The following is a 17,923-nucleotide window of genomic DNA, read 5'->3' as shown; positions in this document are numbered from 1 at the left end:
AATAAGGTCGAAAGATTCGTGAATAAGGGCTGATCCGGGCTCAAGTTCGCAAAAAAAATGCCGTTATTGATGGCCATTTTTTTTGTTAGCCCACTGCGCTTCAATGCAGTGCGTCTCCCGCGATCGCTTCGGCATACACCGCCGCGACCCGTTTCGCGATCACCGCGTTATCGAAGTGCTCGCGCGCATAGCGGCGGCATGCATCCTCATCGGGCAGCTTTAGCGTGCCGTCAAACGCGCCGGCGAGACCCGCGGCGATCGCCGCTGCACCGGTCTCCGGCAACACCAGATCCGGCGACAAGCCCGCCACCGCCTCAGGCAATCCGCCGACCGGCGTCACCAGCACCGGCGTGCCCGACGCAAGCGATTCAACCGTGATGAGCCCGAAGCCTTCCAGCGCGACCGTCGGCACGACGCTGAGATTGGCCGCGCGATACAGCGCCGCGAGATGCTGGTCGGGCACGAAGCCGAGCAGCTTCACGTTGTGTTCGAGCCCCGCGTCGTCGATGCGCGCCTGAAGCTCGCTTTCGAGCCGCCCCTTGCCCGCGATCAGCAGCAGCACGTCGGGCGCGCTGCGTTTCACCAGCTTCACCGCATCGATCAGATCTTCGAGACCCATGCGCCGCACCAGCCGTCGCACTGCCAGCACGATCGGCCGATCCTGCGGCAATTGCAGACGCAGACGCGCTTCGGCCTGCGTGATCGGCAGATTGAACTGCTCGACATCGACGCAGCCCGGCACCACGCGGACGCGCTCCGGCGAGATGCCGTAGCGCGTCGTCAGGATCTTGCCGAATGCGTCGGACAGTACGATCAGCCGTGACGAACGCGCGTACACCGACTGCTCCAGATAACGCTTCGCGCGCTGGCCGAGCGAATCGGCGCCTTCGACGTGGCTCTCGTCGGCCCACGGCCCCTGAAAATGCGACACCTGCGGAATGCCGCGCGTCACGTCGAGGCCCGGAAACGTATAGAGCGCGAAGTGCGAGGAAATCACGTCGGGCCGCGACCTGCGGATCTCGTGGCGCAACGCGCGGCGTGCCGCCATCAGCCGCAACGGCAGCGATTGCGCGGCGGAGCCGAAGCCGTTGATCGCGCCACCGGTATCGGCCGCGACTTTCGGCGAGCCGGCGACGACGCCGCGCACCGCGACGCCCGCGCCCGGCAGCGCGCCGACCAGCGAGTAGTACATGCGGTCGAGGCCGCCCGCGCGTTCGGGAAACCAGTGCATCCCGATCTGCAGTGATTTGATTGAGCCAGTCGTCATGATGGTGTGCCCCTGTGTGTTGCTTGCGGTGAGTTGCTATGTCGTTGCGTGGATTGTGCGGCTCGCGCGTTCATTCCACGCTCTTGCGTCCGGCGAGATGGTTCAGCGTCAGCGCATCGTTCTGCGCAACAACCGTCGCTTCGGTCTGGCTGCGCCGGCGGTTTTCCTGCTGTCCGGCGAGCTGCCGGTACAGCGCGATGTATTGCGCGGCCATGCGCGCCCAGCCGAAGCCGGTTGCGAGCTCGCTCGCGGCCTGGCCCATCGCGCGGCGCGCGGTGTCGTCGCCGGCGAGTTGCGCGACCGCGCGAGCGAGGGCCTGCGGGTCGTCCGGATCGTCGAGCACGATGCCGCACTCGGGCGTGATGATCTCGGCGCCGCCCGCGGTGCGCGCGGTGACGACCGGCAGGCCCGCCGCCATCGCTTCGAGCAGCGACAGGCTCATCGCCTCGTAGCGCGACGGAAACACGAACGCATCGACCGAATGCATCAGTACCGGCATCTCCTTCACGAGGCCGAGAAAGTGCACGCGATGCGCGATGCCGAGCGCCTTCGCCTGTTCCGGATACGGGCTGCCCGGCAGAAAGCCCGCTACCGCGATCTGCACGTGCTCGGGCAGATGCTTCAACGCGGCGAGCACGGTGCCGAGATTCTTGCGCGGGGTGCGCAGATCGCCGACGAACAGCAGCAGGAACGCATCGTCCGGTAACCGAAACTTCGCGCGATCGCCGCTCGCCGCCGCGAAGCCCTGCGTGTCGACGCCGTTGTGGATCACGTCCACGCGATTGCGCGGCGTGAGGCCGATCGCGCGGATTTCGTCGGCGACCTTCTGCGACACCGCGGTGATCACCTTCGAGCGCCGGTACGCCCAGCGTTCGAGCAGCGCATTGCAGCGCGTATAGACCGACTGGTACGCGGACCACACGCCCTTCGTCAAACCGAACGGGTAGTACTTGCTCGCGAACCAGCCGCTATGCACGAAATGCGAGGTGTTGACGTCGGCGCGCATCCACGTGATGAAGCCGTTTACGTGCAGCACGTCGTAGTCGCGGCGATGCGCGCGCAGCCATAGCGCGCTCTTCAGCGCGAACACCTGTTGGCGCAGTAGATTAGTCGGCCACCAGCGGCCTATCTTCACCGGCGCCCAGCGCACGTTCGGATGCGCGAGCAGCTCGGGCGCCACGTGCGACGCGACCAGCGTCACACGGATGTTCTCGTCGAGCGCCGCGCGCGCGATCTCGTGATTGACGCGCCCCTGGCCGTCGTTATGACGCACTACGTGCGTGACTATGGCGACTCTCAATCCGTGCCTCCGTGGAGAAATAGCGTGCGTGCGCGGTTCATTTTTTCGTAGTGAACCGCGGAAAGAATCGAAAAAGCGCTCATGAAAAGCAGCAGGCCGCCGGTGCCGACCAGCGAGTTCGTGAACACGAGCATCGCGAAGGTCGCCAGACAGAGGCTCAGGCACGCGGAGACGAACTTGTCGTCGCGCAGCCTGAACGACGCGAGCACCGCGCGCGTCAGCAGCCACACGATGCCGGACATGTACAGCAAGGTGCCCGGCCAGCCGAGCACGAACGGAATGTTCATCACGCCACTGTCGAAGTTGCCGTACTGGCCGAGCTGGCCGCCGTCGTTGGAGAGCTTCGTCGAGGTGCCGGTCGCGCCCATGCCCTCGCCCGACACGTCGGTAAACGCGGTCTTCGCGAAGCTCGCGTAGAACTCGTTGCGGGCCGCGTAGCTCTGGTCGTCGTGCAGATTGACGATCGTGTTCAGGCGCGCCTGCATCCGTTCGGCCACCGGGCCGACCGCCAGCAGCGGCACGCAGAAGCCGGCGAGCAGCACCGCGCTCGCGACGATGCGCACGCGCACCTTGTTGTTCGACTTCACCAGCTGGATCAGGAGCGCGATGACCCAGCCGCCCCACGTCGAGCGCACGAGGCTCAACGCGAACGAGAAGAAGCCGAGCCCGGCGGCGATCCAGCGCACGCGATGCTGCGCGGCCATCACGAAGACCATCGCGCCCATCATCGCGAACGCGAACGGTCCCGACGAATTCATCGTGCTGAACACGCGCACGCCCATCGGCACCGGGTCGCCCTGCGAGTTCATCTGCGAGCCGAGCATCCACAGCACGTCCCATGGCGGCATGATGAAGAACTGGATCAGGCCGTAGCCGCCCATCACCAGCATGCCCCAGATGAACGTGTTGATGATCGTGTCGCGGTACTGCGGATACTGGCGCGTGTGCGCCATGATGTGAAAGCCGATCAGGATCGGATAGAGCCAGTTCGCGAGGTCGTAGGTGGCCGCGAGCGGGCCGCTCGACATCACGCCGATCAGGAACGCGTAGACGAGGCCGAGCAGGATCAGCAGCACTGGCAAACCACGGCGCTGCGCGAGCAGCCGGTAGTAGCGCAGCAGCGACAGGCCGCTGATCATCGTCACGGCGAGCGGCGCGACCTGGATGAGGCTGGTCGGCGTGAACGCGCCCTTCGACCAGTCGGCGAGACGCCGCACTTCGGGGCTCAGAAACCACAGCCACCACATGAAGCCGATATAGCGCGCCGGGCTCTTGAAGTAGAGCCACAGGCCCGTCACGATCGCGAGCACCGGAAACGCGAGCGTGAGCACCGTGCCCTGATGCGCGACGATCAGCACCGCGGTGATCAGCCACAGCAGCAGCGGCGGCAGCCATTCTCGCCTTGCGCCGGACAGCAACCCGCTCGCATTGGTTTGCCCGGCACCGGCGTTGACCGCGCCGGTCGGCGGCAATGGATTCGCGCGCGGAATCGTCGACATCGCTCAGAGGCCTCCGCGCGATTCGCGCGCGGGTGCGGCGCGTTGCTCGTGTCTGGCCGCGGCCGCATGCGCGCTCGCCTGCCCGCGCGCGCTCAGCATCTCGCGCGTGATCCGTACGTGCTGCATCGCATAGTGCTCGGTGGTCAGATCGCGCGCGAGCAGACCGGCTGCCGCTGCCTGCGCCTGGCGCAGCGCCTCGGCGGGCTCGGCGGCGAGCCGCTCGAGCGCGGCGCGCAGCGCCTCAGGATTGAATGGCGGCACGTAGGCGGCTTCGTCGGCGGGAAAATAATCGCGCAGCGCGCCGACGTCGGTCGCGACCATCGGCTTGCCGACCGCCGCCGCTTCGAGCATCACGGTGATGCCCGACGCGTGCGAGTTCGGCCGCAACGGCACGACGATCACGTCGGCCCAGTCGTACAGCTCGTGCTGCTTCTTGATGCCCGAGAACAACGCGATTTCGACGTTCGACGCGCGCAGCGACGCGGGAATCCGCCGCCGCGTCGCGAGCTTCACCGTGTAGCGCGGATCGTCGCCGAACGCCTTGATCAGCGTCTCCCAGTCACGATCGCGATCGTTGCCGATCGCCGCGATGCGCAGCGGCGTGCGCGGCGCCCACTGCGTCGGCGCATTGACCGGGAAGTCGCGCGTGTTCAGGCCATACAGCAGCGGCGTCGCGTCGCGGTGGAAGTAGTCCTGGCACAACTCGGCGTTTGCGCTCGCGAGCGTGGTCAACCGGTCCGCCCGCGTCATCAGCTTGCGATACAGCCAGCTGCGCACGATGCCGTACGACGGCCACTTATCGAGCAGCCACACGCTTTGCGCGAGCAGCAGCGGCGATGCGGCAGGCCCCGCCTTGCGGCCGCACAGCAGCAGCATCAGCGCGGCGGACAGCCATTCCTGCTCGGTATGCGTCCAGATCACGTCCGAGCGCAGCATCTCCGTGCGATTGCGCCACGTATGGATGAAATCGAAACCGAGCGCGGCCTTCAGCGCGCGCCGCACGAGCCGCACAGGCCGGCTTTCGCGCACATCTTGCGAATAGGTCAGCTCGAATGCTTCGGACTCCGCGTGGTGATAACCGTACAGGCAGCCGATGTCGTCGCCCTTGCGATAAAAACGCGGATCGGCGCCGTAGAACAGATGGACGTGCACCTTGGTACTCATGCGGACACTCCGCTCTTCGACAGCGCGCGCCGCGCCTCGTGGGCGCCCGCGCGGACCTCGCGCCAGCGCGACAGCTGCAACCGCGCCTGTTTCGACAGCAGCGCGAGCGCCGCGTGCGTGAGGCCCGGATAAAGCCGTGTGCCGACCAGCGTCCACCACCACCACGCGGCTTCGCGGCGCAGCGGCGGCAACTGGTCGCGCAGGATCAGATGGAAGTTGAACGCGGCGTTGCGCAGCGCGGCCATCGTCTGCGCGTCGCGTTTGTCGTCGTCGAAACGCTCGGCGGGGAAATGATCGACGGCGACCTGCGGGTCGTAGACGAGCTTCCAGCCCGCGTTTTTCACCGCGAGACTGAACGCCATGTCGTTGTGCACCTGCGCGCCCGCGCCGCGCAAACGCGCGTCGAAGCGGATCGTGCGCACCGCGTCGCGCCGGTAGCTCATGTTGGCGCCCTTCAGGATGTCGACTTCGCGCGCGGCACCGACCCCCAGGTGATGATTGCCGATGATCTTGCCGTGCGCGGTCACCTTGCCGACCAGCGGCCGCTCGCCGTCGAGCACGCGGCCTTTTTCGTGCACCCAGTCGCGCCCGCCCAAGGCGCCCAGGCGCGCATCGGCTTCGAACGCGGCGGCGATGCGCTCGACCCAGTCGCGGCGCGGCGCGGCGTCGTCGTCGGTGATCGCGATTACGTCGCCGCTGGCGGCATCGAGCCCGCGATTGAGCGCCGCGACCTGGCCGGGTATATCCACCGGTGCGATCACCAGCGGCAGGCGGCCGGCTGTGGACGGATTGCGCAGGCACGCATGGGTCGCGTCGTCGTCGACGCGTGCGACCACGATCACTTCGTCGGGCGCGCGCGATTGCCGCTCGAGCGCCGCGAGGCAGCGCGAGAGATCGGCCGGGCGGCGATAAGTCGGTACCAGTACCGTCAGTTTCATCGTGATGTCCTCGGTTCCTGTTGTGCAGAAGTCGGCGCTTGGTTCCGGTGCGCGCCTCACGTGCTCAGGTATTCCTGGGTCGCCGCGTAGCCGCGGTCGTAGCCGACCCGCGAGCGCGCCGGCATGCCGTTGAAGATGCCGCCCTGCACGTGCACGCCCGCCGCGCGCAGGCGCTTCAGCGCATCGGCCAGCTCGATCTCGCTGTGCATGCCCGAGCGCATCACGAAGAACGTCGAGCCCGCATACGCGCCGATGATCGATGCATCGGTCACCGCGAGCACCGGCGGCGTGTCGATCAGGATCACGTCGTAGCGCTTCGCGAGGCCGTCGAGGTATTGCGGCAGACGCGGCGACATCAGCAGCTCGGACGGATTCGGCGGACGGCGGCCGCACGAGATGAAGCTCAGGCCCTCGACGTTCGACGGGCGAATCGCCTCTTCGAGCGAGATCTGCCCGCTCAGCAATTCGGACAGGCCGTTCTCCTGCACGCCGCCGACCTGACGTTCGAGCGCGCCGCGCCGCATGTCGCCGTCGATCAGCAGCACGCGCTTGCCCGAATGCGCGAGCAGCATCGCGAGGTTCACGCTGAGGAAGCTCTTGCCGACGCCGGCCATCGGACCCGTCAGCATCACGATGCGGTTGCGCGCGTCCATCAGCGTGAACTGCATCGCGGTGCGCAGGCTGCGCAGACTTTCGATCGTCACGTCCTTCGGCCGCGCATTCGCGAGCACCGGACGCAGCCGTTCGCCGCCGCGCGCGTAGCTGTTTTCGAGCTGCACCTGCTCGGCGCTTTGCGGCACGAGGCCGAACACCGGCAGATGGAACGCGCGCTCGACGTGATCGGGGTCGTCGATGCCCTTGAACAGATTGCGGCGCAGGAACACGAAACCGGTGCCCGCGATCAGCCCGAGAATCACCGCCGCCGACATGATCAGCATCTTCTTCGGCTTGACCGGCGCACCGGGGCGCAGCGCCGCGTCGACGATATGCACGTTGCCGCCCGTGCCCGCCTTCTGCACGGACAGTTCCTGCACGCGATTGAGCAGCAGCACGTAGATGTCTTCGGCGACCTTGGCGTCGCGCTGCAACTGCACGGCCTTTACTTCGGTGGCCGGCAGATCGCGGAAACGGTCCGCGTATTTGGTGCGCTGCGCCTGCAGCTCGGCCATCTGCTGACGCGCGGCGACGAGCGTCGGATGGTCGTCGCCGTAGCGCTCGGCGAGCTGCGTCATCTGCAGCCGCAACGCGGCGATCTGCTGCTCGTACTGCACGCTGCCTTCGAGGTAGACCTTCGCCTCTTCGCTCGCGTTGATCGAGCCGGACTGACGTTGATAGGCGGTCAGCGCGGCTTCCGCACGTTCTAGGTCGGCCTTCAGGCGCGGCTCCTCGCTCTTCAGGAAGTCGAGCATCTTGCTCGCGTCGGCCTGCTTGTTCGACACGTGCTGCCGCAGATACGACTGCGCGAGCGCATTGGCGACCAGCGCCGCATGCTGGGGACTCTTGTCCTCCAGAGAGATCTGGATCACGCCGGTCTGCTTGCCCTGCTCCTGCACCGTGATCGCCGACTGGAACGCGGTGATCGCGTCGAGGTCGTTCGAGCGCACGATCGTGAACTCCTGCCCGGGGCGCGCGACCAGCTTGTTGACGACCATCGTCACGCCGCCGCCCTGCGCCTGCTGGCCGACCTCGCCGCGCAGCAGCAGCGAGCCGTTCGGCGCGAACAGCTCGTAGTGCTGCGCGTCGATCACGCGCAGCAGCAGCTTCTCGCCTTCGAGCGACGGCGTCACGTCGATCGAATCGACGTCGACGTTTTCACCGCCCCATGCGTATGACGTGAGCCCCAGCCACGCGCGCGCGGGCTGGCCCGGCGTCGCGAGGCGCGCGGCGATGTTGCCGAGCAGCGGGATCGTCTTCGGCGTCACGCTGAAGTTCAGCTTCAGCTGCTGCACGACCGGGGCGACCACGCCACGGCTCTTGATGATTTCGATCTCGGCGTCGGTCGGCAGCGAGGTCGAGCCGCTGGTGATCGCGGCGCCGGTCTGCGTTTGCGTGAGCGCCTGCGACAGGCTGTCGGACGGCTCGACGCGTACGTGCGCATCGGCCGAATAGGTCGGCTTGGCGAGGTAGCAGTACGCCACCGCCATCGTGACGATGACCGCGGTGATCGCGAGCAGCCACCAGATATCGTCGAGGATCACCTGCACCAGTTGTCCGAGGACGACGTCTTCTTCTTCGGTCTTGATCGGACCAGCCATGTGTGGAGAGAGTTGATTGCTCACTGTTCCATCCCGTGTCGTTGGCTTCGGCTTTCGCGTCAGCGGTACTTCTGCTTTCGTTGCGCGTCCCGCGCCGGCCTCTACAACAGCGGCGCGGAACGTTACAGCCGGAACGTTCAGCGCGTCAGCTGCTTCAGATAGAACAGCGTCTGCACGCTCGGCAGCACCTGCTGCAACACGCGGTTGAACGTGGTCGATGCGGCGGTGCCCACGTACACGACGTCGAGCGGCTGCAACTGGAACTGCGAAGACAGCATGATCGAGTCCGGCTGCGTCATGTCGAGGCGGAACACCTCGGGCGTGGTCGGATGCTCGCGCATGCCGCGCATCACGAAGATCTGGCGCGGATTGGCGTCCGTATTGAGGATGCCGCCGCCTTGCGTGAGCGCATCGGCGATCGTCATGCGGCCGCGGATGATCGGCACCTGGATCGGCGTCTTCACTTCGCCCATCACGAAGATGCGGCTGTCGGTGCGGTCCGGCACGTTGACCACGTCGCCGTTCTGCAGCATCACGTCCTGCGTGGTATCGCCCTGATCGAGCATGCGATCGGCGTTGAGCACGTAGAGCTTGTGGTTGCGCGTGAGGCGCACGCGCTGGATGTCGGCGTCCGGGTTGGTGCCGCCCGAGCGCGTGATCGCGTCGACCAGCGTCAGCGGCACGTCGCTGACCGCGAGCGGTCCCGGCTGCTTCACTTCGCCGGTGACCTGCACCTTCTGGCTGCGATACGACAGCACGCGCACGTCGACCTGCGGATTGCGGATATAAGGCACGAGGCGCGCGGCGAGCTGATCGCGCAGCTGGGTCGTGGTCTTGCCCGCGGCCTGAATGCGGCCGACGAACGGGAAAAAGATCGTGCCGTCGGCAGCGATGGTCTGGCCGTACGGATCGGCCTGGCCCGGCAACGCGGCCGTATACGGCTGCTGCAACGCGCCCGCGATCGTCTGCGTGGTGTTGCCGCCCGAGGACAAGGTGCTGCCCTGCGGCGTGGTCAGCTCGGGGTGATCCCACACGGTGATGCCGAGAATGTCCTGCGGCGCGAGGTGGTACACGTACAGCGACGGATCGGACAGCGCCGACGGCGGCAACGGCTCGGTTTTCGCGGCGGCGGCTTGCGCCTGCGCCATGATCAGCTTCGCGTCGATCAGATGGACCGGATAGGTTTCGCTCGGCGCCTGATCGTTGTCCTTGAGCCGGGACGTGTCGAGATAATTGCCCGGTGCGGTCGCGCAGGCCGACAGAAAAGACGTCAGCAGAAGTGATACGGCGAGCTTCGTGCGCAAGCTCGCGAATGAGTTTTCGTTGCGGGGTTTCGTCAGCATATTTTTTTCAGCCATCCCATGACCAGATGTTCGATGAGCACGAGACTCTCCCTGTATTCGTCTTCCGCGCCGCCGTGTGGATCGGCGACGTCCGAATCGGCTTCCCACTTGCCGAGCGGATAGACCTTGCCGCGCGCGGACGGATCGAGCGCTTCGACCTTGCTCACCTGCGCGCGCTCGCTCACCAGCACGAGATCGGCCGCGCGCACGAGCGAGCGGTCCAGACGCCGCGCGTGATGGAGGCCGGCCGCGACGCCGCGCTCTTCGAGCAGGCGCCGCATCACCGGGTCCATGCCGTGACCGTTCACCGCGCGAATGCCCGCCGAATGAAACGCGATCGGCGCGGCGCCCGGGCGCGGCGCGCGCGCCTGACGCGCCTTGAACAGCATCTCCGCGGCGGGCGAGCGGCACACGTTGGCGTGGCACACGATCAGAACGTTGGCGAACATGGCGGATTTCCTCGCGCGGCGGCGGTCGCAATGGCCTCAGCGGCCGGAGGTTTCCGCGGCGGCGAGGTCCGCCGCATGTATCGCGCTGTTCGCGCCGACCCGTGCCGGCGCATTGCGCAACGCATGCCGCCGGCCGATCGCGTGATACTCGATGCCGAGTTCGAGCAGCACGTCCGGCTCGTACAGATTGCGGCCGTCGAAAATCAGCGGCGTCTTCAGCATGCGCTTTAGCGCATCGAAATCAGGGCTCTTGAAGACTTTCCATTCGGTCAGGATCACGAGCGCATCGACGCCGCTCGCCGCTTCCATCTCCTCGTTCACGAACGACAGGCGCGCATGCTGCTGCGGCACGTCCTTCAGATCGAGCGCGAGCACCCGCTTCGCTTCGTCGATCGACACCGGGTCGTAAGCCTTCACGCGCGCGCCGCGGCGCAGCAGTTCGGCGATCAGCTCGCGGCTCGGCGCCGCGCGCATGTCGTCGGTGTTCGGCTTGAACGCGAGACCCCACACGCCGAACGTGCGGTCCGACAGATCCTCGCCGAGACGCGCGACGATTTTCTGCGCGAGGACCTGTTTCTGCGCGTCGTTGACCGCTTCCACCGCTTCGAGAATGCGCAGGTTCGCGTCGTGATCGGCGGCGGTACGGATCAGCGCCTGCACGTCCTTCGGAAAGCACGAGCCGCCATAGCCGCAACCCGCGTACAGAAAGTCGTAGCCGATGCGCGGATCGGAGCCGATGCCGCGGCGCACCGCCTCGATATCGGCGCCGACGCGATCGGCCAGATTCGCGAGCTCGTTCATGTACGAGATGCGCGTCGCGAGCATCGCGTTGGCCGCGTACTTGGTGAACTCGGCGGAACGCACGTCCATATACAGCGTGCGTTCGCGATTGCGGTTGAACGGCGCATACAGGCGCTTCATCAGCTCGCGCGCCTTTTCGCCGGGCACGTCGTCGTCGCAGCCGAGCACGATGCGATCGGGCCGCGTGAAGTCTTCGACGGCCGCGCCCTCCTTCAGGAACTCCGGATTCGACACGACCGAGAACATCTGCTCGACGCCGCGCGCGGCCAGCTCGGCGGCGACCACTTCGCGTACGCGCGATGCGGTGCCGACCGGCACCGTCGATTTGTCGACGATCACCTTGAAGCCGTTCATATGGCGGCCGATGTTGCGCGCAGCGGCGAGCACGTACTGCAAGTCCGCCGAACCGTCTTCGTCGGCCGGCGTGCCGACCGCGATGAACTGGATGTCGCCGTGCGCGACCGCGGCCTCGACGTCGGTGGAAAACGTCAGGCGCTTCGCGCGGCGATTGCGCGCGATGATCTCCTGCAGACCCGGTTCGTGGATCGGCACGCCGCCGTTGTTGAGCACGTCGATCTTGCGAGCGTCGACGTCGAGACAGAACACGTCGTGGCCGATGTCGGCCAGACACGCGCCGGTCACGAGGCCGACATAGCCGCTACCGATGATCGTCAGGTTCATGGATTGCACCTCGATAAATAGAGTTGATTCAGGAATGCGCTCGCGCGATGCGTGGCATCGGCGCGGCCCGGCGCGCCACGTTCAATAGGCGTTGCTGCCTGCGAAGCCCTTCCACAGCGTCAGCACGACGATCTTGATGTCGAGCCAGAAGGTCCAGTGCTGCATGTAGTACAGATCCAGCTTCACGCGGCCCATCATCTTTTCGATGCGGTCGGTTTCGCCGCGATAACCGTTGATCTGCGCCCAGCCGGTGATGCCCGGCTTGATCCGGTAGCGGTGCATATAGCCCTTCACCAGATCCTTGTAGATGTCGTCGTGCTCGAGCGCATGCGGACGGGGACCGACCACCGACATCTCGCCGCGCAGCACGTTGATGAACTGCGGCAGCTCGTCGAGGCTGGTGCGGCGCAGGAACGCGCCGACCGCGGTGATGCGCGGATCGCGCCGCGTCGCCTGGGTGATCTGGCCGGCCGCTTCCTTGTGGACCTTCATCGAGCGGAACTTGAAGATCTCGAACTCGCGGCCGTCGATGCCCTTGCGCCGCTGGCGGAAAAACACCGGCCCCGGCGAGCTGAGCTTCACCATCAGCGCGATCACGAGCATCAGCGGCGACAGCGCGAGCAATGCGGCGAGCGCGAACAGGCCGTCGAATACGCGCTTGGGCAGCACGCGCAGATCGGTGATCGGCGAGGCGGCCAGGTTGATCGCGGGTACGCCGAGCAGCTCGACCATCGGCTGATTGAACAGCGTCAAGCTGCCGACGTCGGGGATGAAGCGGATGTTCACGAAGTCGTTGCGCAGATCCATCACGAAGCGATGGATCGCCTTCTCCTTCGAGATCGGCAGCGCGAGCCACAGCTCGCGGATCGAGCGCTCGCGCACCAGTTCGATCATGCGCTGATAGTCGCGCTCGACCGGCACGCCCTCGACCGCATGCGCCGCGTCCGGGTCTTCATACGGATTGATCGTGCCATCCTCGTCGAACACGACGACGGGCGTGAAGCCCGCTTCCGGCCGGCCGCGCATCTGTTCGATCAGGAAGCGCCCGTAAGGCGAGCCGCCGACGATTGCGACCGCGCGCTGATTGAAGCCCTCCCGGCGCAGCCCGCGCAGGATCGAATAGACGATCACCTTCGTGACGACCAGCAGCACGATCGAGGCTAGCGCCCAGTACACGAGCCACAGTCGCGACAGGCTGTCGGCGCGGTGCACGCTGAAGCTGATCAGCACGCCGGTCACTTCGACCATCAGCCAGCCGCCCGTGACGCGCGACAGCAGATCGTAGAGCGGCTTGCCGCGCCACGACTGATAGATGCCGAGCGCCGGGAAGAACACCACCACAAGCAGGCAGCCGAACGCGAGCGACACGCTTTGCATATCGTCGAGCCATACCGCTCTGCCGCTGTGCACGGCCGCCGCCACCATCGCGGCGAGCGCGACCATGGCTATGTCGATGATTCTCGCTAGAACGCTCAGCATGCGCCGCCCCTCTGTTCGTCAGTCAAAGTGCGATCCGTCGGTTGGTTGAAATGGGTGTTGCATGCGGGTTTCATCACTGCGCCTTTATTTCGCATTTGCCTCGCGGCTGAATGGGACTAATACGAAGGAATAGGCCGACGCGGAAAAGCCGCGGCTGAATGAGTGAATACCCTTGTACATACCTCAATAAAGCGGTATTAAAATTCGCACGACAAGACCGCAAAAAATCTCAAATTGTATCGGGCATAATTTCGGCATTTTTTTATGCATTTTGAGCGGCAATTTTTGCCGGAATGCGGCTCGACAGCGGTTTCCGAGCAGCACATTCGAGCCCTTCGCCAGCGAAACTTGCGCTGTTCCCAACAGGTCTGCCGGTGACATCCGGTTCCATGGGTACGGTCATTCTTGCGCATCATTAAGCGAAAAAAATGCTTATCGATTTTTTTCCGGTAATTTTTATTTTTGAATCAATCGGCGACACATTTTTTTCCGCATTTTTAATAAATTCGACGCGCACTTAATCCGATTTTATTTAACGCGCTTTTATTGATTCTGGACTTCGTGATAAAACTCGACACATTCATCCAGCCTCGAGGAGAGTTCACCATGACAGCTCCGGCCCCGGTCACGCCCGCCGGCACCCGGCCCACCCCCGCCCCTTCGTCCACGACCACGTCTCCTACCGCAACCAGCGTCAAGCTCAAGGTTCATCCCGTGATTCTCGCGGGCGGCTCGGGCACCCGGCTGTGGCCGATGTCGCGCGAGCAGCATCCGAAGCAGCTGATCGGCCTGCTCGGCGGCGAGTCGCTGCTCCAATCGACGACCCGCCGTCTCGATGGGCTCGAAGCCGGCTATCCGCTCGCCGGCCAGCTCGTGGTCGTCGCCAACGAAGAGCAGCGCTTCACGACGGCCGAACAGTTGCGCACGAGCGGCAAGCCGAGCCGGCTGATACTCGAACCCGTTGGCCGTGACACCGCGCCCGCGTTGACGGTGGCCGCGTTGTCCGTCGCCGCGCAGGACGAAGACGGCATCATGGTCGTGATGCCCGCCGATCACGCGGTCACCGACAGCGAAGGCTTTCACGCGGCGGTCGCCGCCGGCGTTCAGCATGCGGCGGCAGGCCAGATCGTCACGATGGGGATCGTGCCGACGCGCGCGGAAACCGGCTATGGCTATATCCGCATCGGCGCGCCGCTCGGTTCTGACGATGTGCCGGATGCCGCGCAGACCGAAGGGTCGGCGCGCCTCGTCGCGCACCGCCTCGACCGCTTCGTCGAAAAGCCGCATCTGGAACTCGCGCGGCGCTACGTCGAATCACGCGAATACTGGTGGAACAGCGGCCTTTTCATCGTGCGCGCATCGACGTGGCTCAAAGCGATTCGGCATTTTCAGCCGGCCATTTACGAAGCCTGCGAAGCGGCCTTCGCGGGCAGCACGGCGGACGGCGACTTCTTCCGGCTGCAACGCGATGCGTTCGGCGCGTCGCCGTCGAATTCGATCGACTACGCGGTGATGGAAAAGCTCGGCGCCGATCAGCGCATCGCGTCGGGCGTGGTCGTGCCGCTGATGGCCGGCTGGTCCGACGTCGGTTCGTGGGACGCGATCTGGGACATCTCCGAGAAGGACGCCGATCGCAATGTGAGCCGCGGCCGCGTGATGTTCGAAGGCGCGAACTCGACCTTCGCGCATTCCGAAGGGCGACTGATTGCCTGTGTCGGCACGCAGGATCTCGTCGTCGTCGAGACCGCCGATGCGATTCTCGTCGCCGATAAATCACGCGTGCAGGACGTCAAGAAGATCGTCAACCGGATTCGCGAGGATGGCGGGCTCGAAGCGGCCAATCATCGCAAGGTGCATCGCCCCTGGGGCAACTACGATTCCGTCGACACCGGCGAGCGCTTCCAGGTCAAGCGGATCGTCGTGAAGCCGGGCGCGCGGCTGTCGCTGCAGATGCATCATCATCGCGCCGAGCACTGGATCGTCGTGCGCGGCACCGCGCTCGTCACGCGCGGCGACGAGCGCTTTATCGTGTCCGAAAACGAGTCGGCCTATATTCCGCTCGGCGTCACGCATCGCCTCGAAAACCCGGGCAAGATGCCGCTCGAAATGATCGAGGTGCAGTCCGGTTCGTACCTGGGTGAAGACGATATCGTGCGCTTCGACGATACGTATGGACGGCAATGACGATGCGCGACCCTGCGACGGCATCAAGCGGGCGCAGGGTGCGCAGGGTTCATCTCACGTACGAGATCAGTTCCTTGTAGGTCGCCGAAAAGTGCTCCACGGTGCCGCTGTCGGTCGTCACCGTGGGCGTGCTCGTTACGCCCGCGCTCGCGGTGTCCGACGGATAGCGGCGCAGCGGCCCGCGCAATGCATTCAGTGATGGCTTCAGCGGCCCGTCAAGCGGCGCGCCGTGATTTGCGGCGTGATTCGCCGGGTGATTCGCGACGCCATCGATCGACGCCGGTTCCGGCACATGACGCAGGCCCGACAACGAACGGCTCGCCGAGCGCTGCACAGGGTTGCTCGATGCGGCTGCCGACGAAGGCTCGGCGGCGGTTGCATCGGTCATCGCGGCGGCCGCTGCGTCGGTTGCGCATTCACGATCGATCCACTGACGCGCCCAGTCGAGCGCGAATTTCTGCGCGTGCTGCGCATCCTCGAAGCGCGGGCCGACGAGGCCGGAGCGCTCGACACGCTTGCCGTCCCTGGTGATCTCCGCCCACCCGCGATACATCGCATTCGGCACTTCCTCGACCACCACGTAGATCAGATAACCGCGCGAGTCGGCGACCTGCATGCCGCTCGGCGCGAGAGCCATCGTCAGCGACGGGCGCGGCTCGCCGGCCCGGTCGATCTCGGCCGTGTCGAATGCGGCCGGTTCGACGTCCCCCTCCGGCGCCGCGGCCAACGCGGATCTCGCCACGCGCGCAGCCGGCGCTGCCGCTGGCGCAAGCCCCGACAATTGCCGCGTGATGTCGCCGATCGGATCGGCCGTGCGCCATTGGCTCAACGCGCTCGCGACGCCGGGCGCCTGCCACGACTCGGGACTCTTCCACGACACGCCGCGCAGACTGTTGTCTTCACGCGGGCTCGGGGTTTGCGCAACCGGCGCTACGGGTCTGGCCGTAACGGGCGGCGCCGGCTGGGGAATGTACGCGAAGGTGCGGCCGCGCTGCGACAGCAGGCGGACCATCTCCAGCAGTGTGCCGTTCAGTTGCCACTCTTCGAAGCGGCGACGGCACGTGGGACCGGACGGATAGCGGCCCGGCAGCTTCGACCACGGCTCACCCGTAGTCATGATCCACAGCACCGCATTCGCCACGATGCGCGGTTCGGCGCGCGGCCGGCCGCGCCGGTTCAGACGGACGGCCGGCTCGTCGGAGACGAGCGGCGCGAGCAGCGCCCATTCGTCGTTGTTTAGCTCATCGAAAAACATTGGATTTTCTCCACGCGGCCTGGCCTGGCCGCGGCGTTGGGCCTGCCACGGGTTCTCAGCGTTCACGACCCGTGTGCGGCCCTCGGTTGCACAAATTTGTTTTGTCCGTTCGGCTCGCTGAAGTAGTCCGCCCACGCGTGGTGCGGCTCTTCCCTATTGCGAAGCACAAAACGCGGTCTCACTCGTGCACGGGAAAATTTGTGCACGAAGCATACCATCCCGTTCTTTGCGTGAGTACAGTTGAGACAAGTGTTACGGATAGAAACAATCTTGTCCGTTTCGCTGCGACGATTCTCGTATTGCCGTAACAGAAGCCGCTGCTTTAACGGCACGGAATCGCTCTATTGCAATGCACAATACCGCATTACCGAACAGAATGCTCTTTAGAAATGTAATTGCCGATCCAGCACGCATTTCTATGCCATTTTAATGATCGATGTGATCGGCTTTGTCGAGCGTCGGCGAAAGAACGGCGACGCACCCGCGCGGTGACATGGAGGCAATCGGAGGCGCGCATGCGGCTGCTGCCCATGCGCGGAGCTCGAGGCGAGAGAAAAGACGCCGAAGTCGCTTCGAGCGTGCTACGGGCGCACCGGTTTCGATGCGTGCTCGCCGACGACCGTGGTCCATTCGCGCACGCGCCAGCGCGTAACGAGCCCGGATAGCACGTACGGATCGGCCTCGGCAAAGGCTTGCGCGACTGCCGGCGAGGTGCCGGTGAAGAGCAGCACCGCCCCGTCCGTCGGCTCGGTGAGCGCGCCGGCCAGCAGCAGTTCGCCCCGTTCGGCGGCGGCCCAGGCGAGTTTCAGATGCGCGTCGCGGTACTCGCCGCGTCGCTCCAGATAGTCGGGTACCAGCTCGTACATCAACAGGTAATGCATGGTAAGTCTCCTTGCAAGGATGAAGGTTGTCGACGTGGACCCGGCACGCATCGGAGCGCGATTTTGGCACAACGGCGGATACCGAATTTCATGCCAATTTTCTATTAAGTTGCATTCGCAGCAATGTAGAAATCCTGATTGCCTGTTAGCAATATATCCAAATACCGCGAGCCGTAATTTCTATTCAATAAGCAAGGAATAATCGGCGCAACCAATCTGCATTGCATAACAAAATTCGCGCGGTCCTTCATTCGACCGTTTCAAACGCCGCATCACCGGTTGCTCTGCGCCACTCAGGGAAAACGAGCGCGGACCGCTGTCAACCGGAATGCATTTCGAGCCGTTCTGGCAGACGGCATTTGCCATAATGGATGCGCCGATGGGCCCATGGATGCCGGCGTCGCCCGCGCGCATAAACGACCAGAAA

13 protein-coding genes are annotated in these 17,923 nt (G+C 65.2%); 1 reads left to right on the top strand and 12 read right to left on the bottom strand.

The genetic code is table 11. The features are described from left to right. Positions 1 to 100: 100 nt before the first annotated feature. The 10 genes from VSR82_RS01265 to VSR82_RS01220 all read right to left on the bottom strand — a co-directional run bounded on the left by VSR82_RS01265 (position 101) and on the right by VSR82_RS01220 (position 13,176). The gene (locus VSR82_RS01265; protein WP_410849112.1) at positions 101 to 1,267 is read right to left on the bottom strand and encodes a glycosyltransferase family 4 protein; all 1,167 of its coding nucleotides are present in this window, start codon (positions 1,265 to 1,267) and stop codon (positions 101 to 103) included. Positions 1,268 to 1,337: 70 nt separating this feature from the next. Further along, the gene (locus tag VSR82_RS01260; RefSeq protein ID WP_498857447.1) at positions 1,338 to 2,567 is read right to left on the bottom strand and encodes a glycosyltransferase family 4 protein; all 1,230 of its coding nucleotides are present in this window, start codon (positions 2,565 to 2,567) and stop codon (positions 1,338 to 1,340) included. Then, entirely contained in the window at positions 2,564 to 4,066 is a 1,503-nt protein-coding gene (locus tag VSR82_RS01255; RefSeq protein WP_368586274.1) for a glucose-6-phosphate isomerase, read from the bottom strand. Before VSR82_RS01255 ends, VSR82_RS01260 begins: the two co-directional genes overlap by 4 nt. Before the next feature lie 3 nt (positions 4,067 to 4,069). After that, positions 4,070 to 5,230 (bottom strand): glycosyltransferase family 4 protein, encoded by a 1,161-nt coding sequence (locus VSR82_RS01250; protein ID WP_429459292.1) that lies wholly within the window; start codon positions 5,228 to 5,230, stop codon positions 4,070 to 4,072. Then, entirely contained in the window at positions 5,227 to 6,168 is a 942-nt protein-coding gene (locus tag VSR82_RS01245; protein WP_429459294.1) for a glycosyltransferase family 2 protein, read from the bottom strand. Before VSR82_RS01245 ends, VSR82_RS01250 begins: the two co-directional genes overlap by 4 nt. A gap of 56 nt (positions 6,169 to 6,224) precedes the next feature. Beyond that, complete coding sequence (locus VSR82_RS01240; RefSeq protein ID WP_368586291.1) at positions 6,225 to 8,423, bottom strand: polysaccharide biosynthesis tyrosine autokinase; 2,199 nt, start codon at positions 8,421 to 8,423, stop codon at positions 6,225 to 6,227. Between the two features lie 137 nt (positions 8,424 to 8,560). After that, a complete protein-coding gene (locus tag VSR82_RS01235; RefSeq protein ID WP_368586277.1) occupies positions 8,561 to 9,766 on the bottom strand; it encodes a polysaccharide biosynthesis/export family protein in 1,206 nt (401 codons plus the stop codon). Then, positions 9,760 to 10,215: an arsenate reductase/protein-tyrosine-phosphatase family protein gene (locus VSR82_RS01230; RefSeq protein WP_018431976.1), complete on the bottom strand. Its 456-nt coding sequence runs from the start codon at positions 10,213 to 10,215 to the stop codon at positions 9,760 to 9,762. Before VSR82_RS01230 ends, VSR82_RS01235 begins: the two co-directional genes overlap by 7 nt. Before the next feature lie 36 nt (positions 10,216 to 10,251). Next, positions 10,252 to 11,697 (bottom strand): UDP-glucose dehydrogenase family protein, encoded by a 1,446-nt coding sequence (locus VSR82_RS01225; protein ID WP_410849118.1) that lies wholly within the window; start codon positions 11,695 to 11,697, stop codon positions 10,252 to 10,254. An 81-nt stretch (positions 11,698 to 11,778) separates the two neighbouring features. Continuing rightward, positions 11,779 to 13,176 (bottom strand): undecaprenyl-phosphate glucose phosphotransferase, encoded by a 1,398-nt coding sequence (locus VSR82_RS01220; RefSeq protein WP_368586280.1) that lies wholly within the window; start codon positions 13,174 to 13,176, stop codon positions 11,779 to 11,781. Positions 13,177 to 13,782: 606 nt separating this feature from the next. Between VSR82_RS01220 and VSR82_RS01215 the strand changes: the two genes are divergently transcribed. After that, positions 13,783 to 15,360, top strand: coding sequence for a mannose-1-phosphate guanylyltransferase/mannose-6-phosphate isomerase (locus tag VSR82_RS01215; protein WP_429459297.1), 1,578 nt, complete (start codon positions 13,783 to 13,785; stop codon positions 15,358 to 15,360). Positions 15,361 to 15,409: 49 nt separating this feature from the next. Here the strand turns inward: VSR82_RS01215 and VSR82_RS01210 are convergent, their stop codons facing one another. Further along, positions 15,410 to 16,615 (bottom strand): DUF6566 family protein, encoded by a 1,206-nt coding sequence (locus VSR82_RS01210; protein WP_429459299.1) that lies wholly within the window; start codon positions 16,613 to 16,615, stop codon positions 15,410 to 15,412. 581 nt (positions 16,616 to 17,196) lie between these two features. Continuing rightward, positions 17,197 to 17,496: a YciI-like protein gene (locus VSR82_RS01205; RefSeq protein WP_368586283.1), complete on the bottom strand. Its 300-nt coding sequence runs from the start codon at positions 17,494 to 17,496 to the stop codon at positions 17,197 to 17,199. Positions 17,497 to 17,923: the final 427 nt, after the last annotated feature.

Origin of the sequence: Burkholderia sp. JPY481 (assembly GCF_038900515.1) — a bacterium.
Lineage (GTDB): Bacteria > Pseudomonadota > Gammaproteobacteria > Burkholderiales > Burkholderiaceae > Paraburkholderia > Paraburkholderia youngii.
The sequence above is the reverse complement of the archived record's forward strand: the minus strand, read 5'-3'. Positions and strand labels throughout refer to the sequence as shown.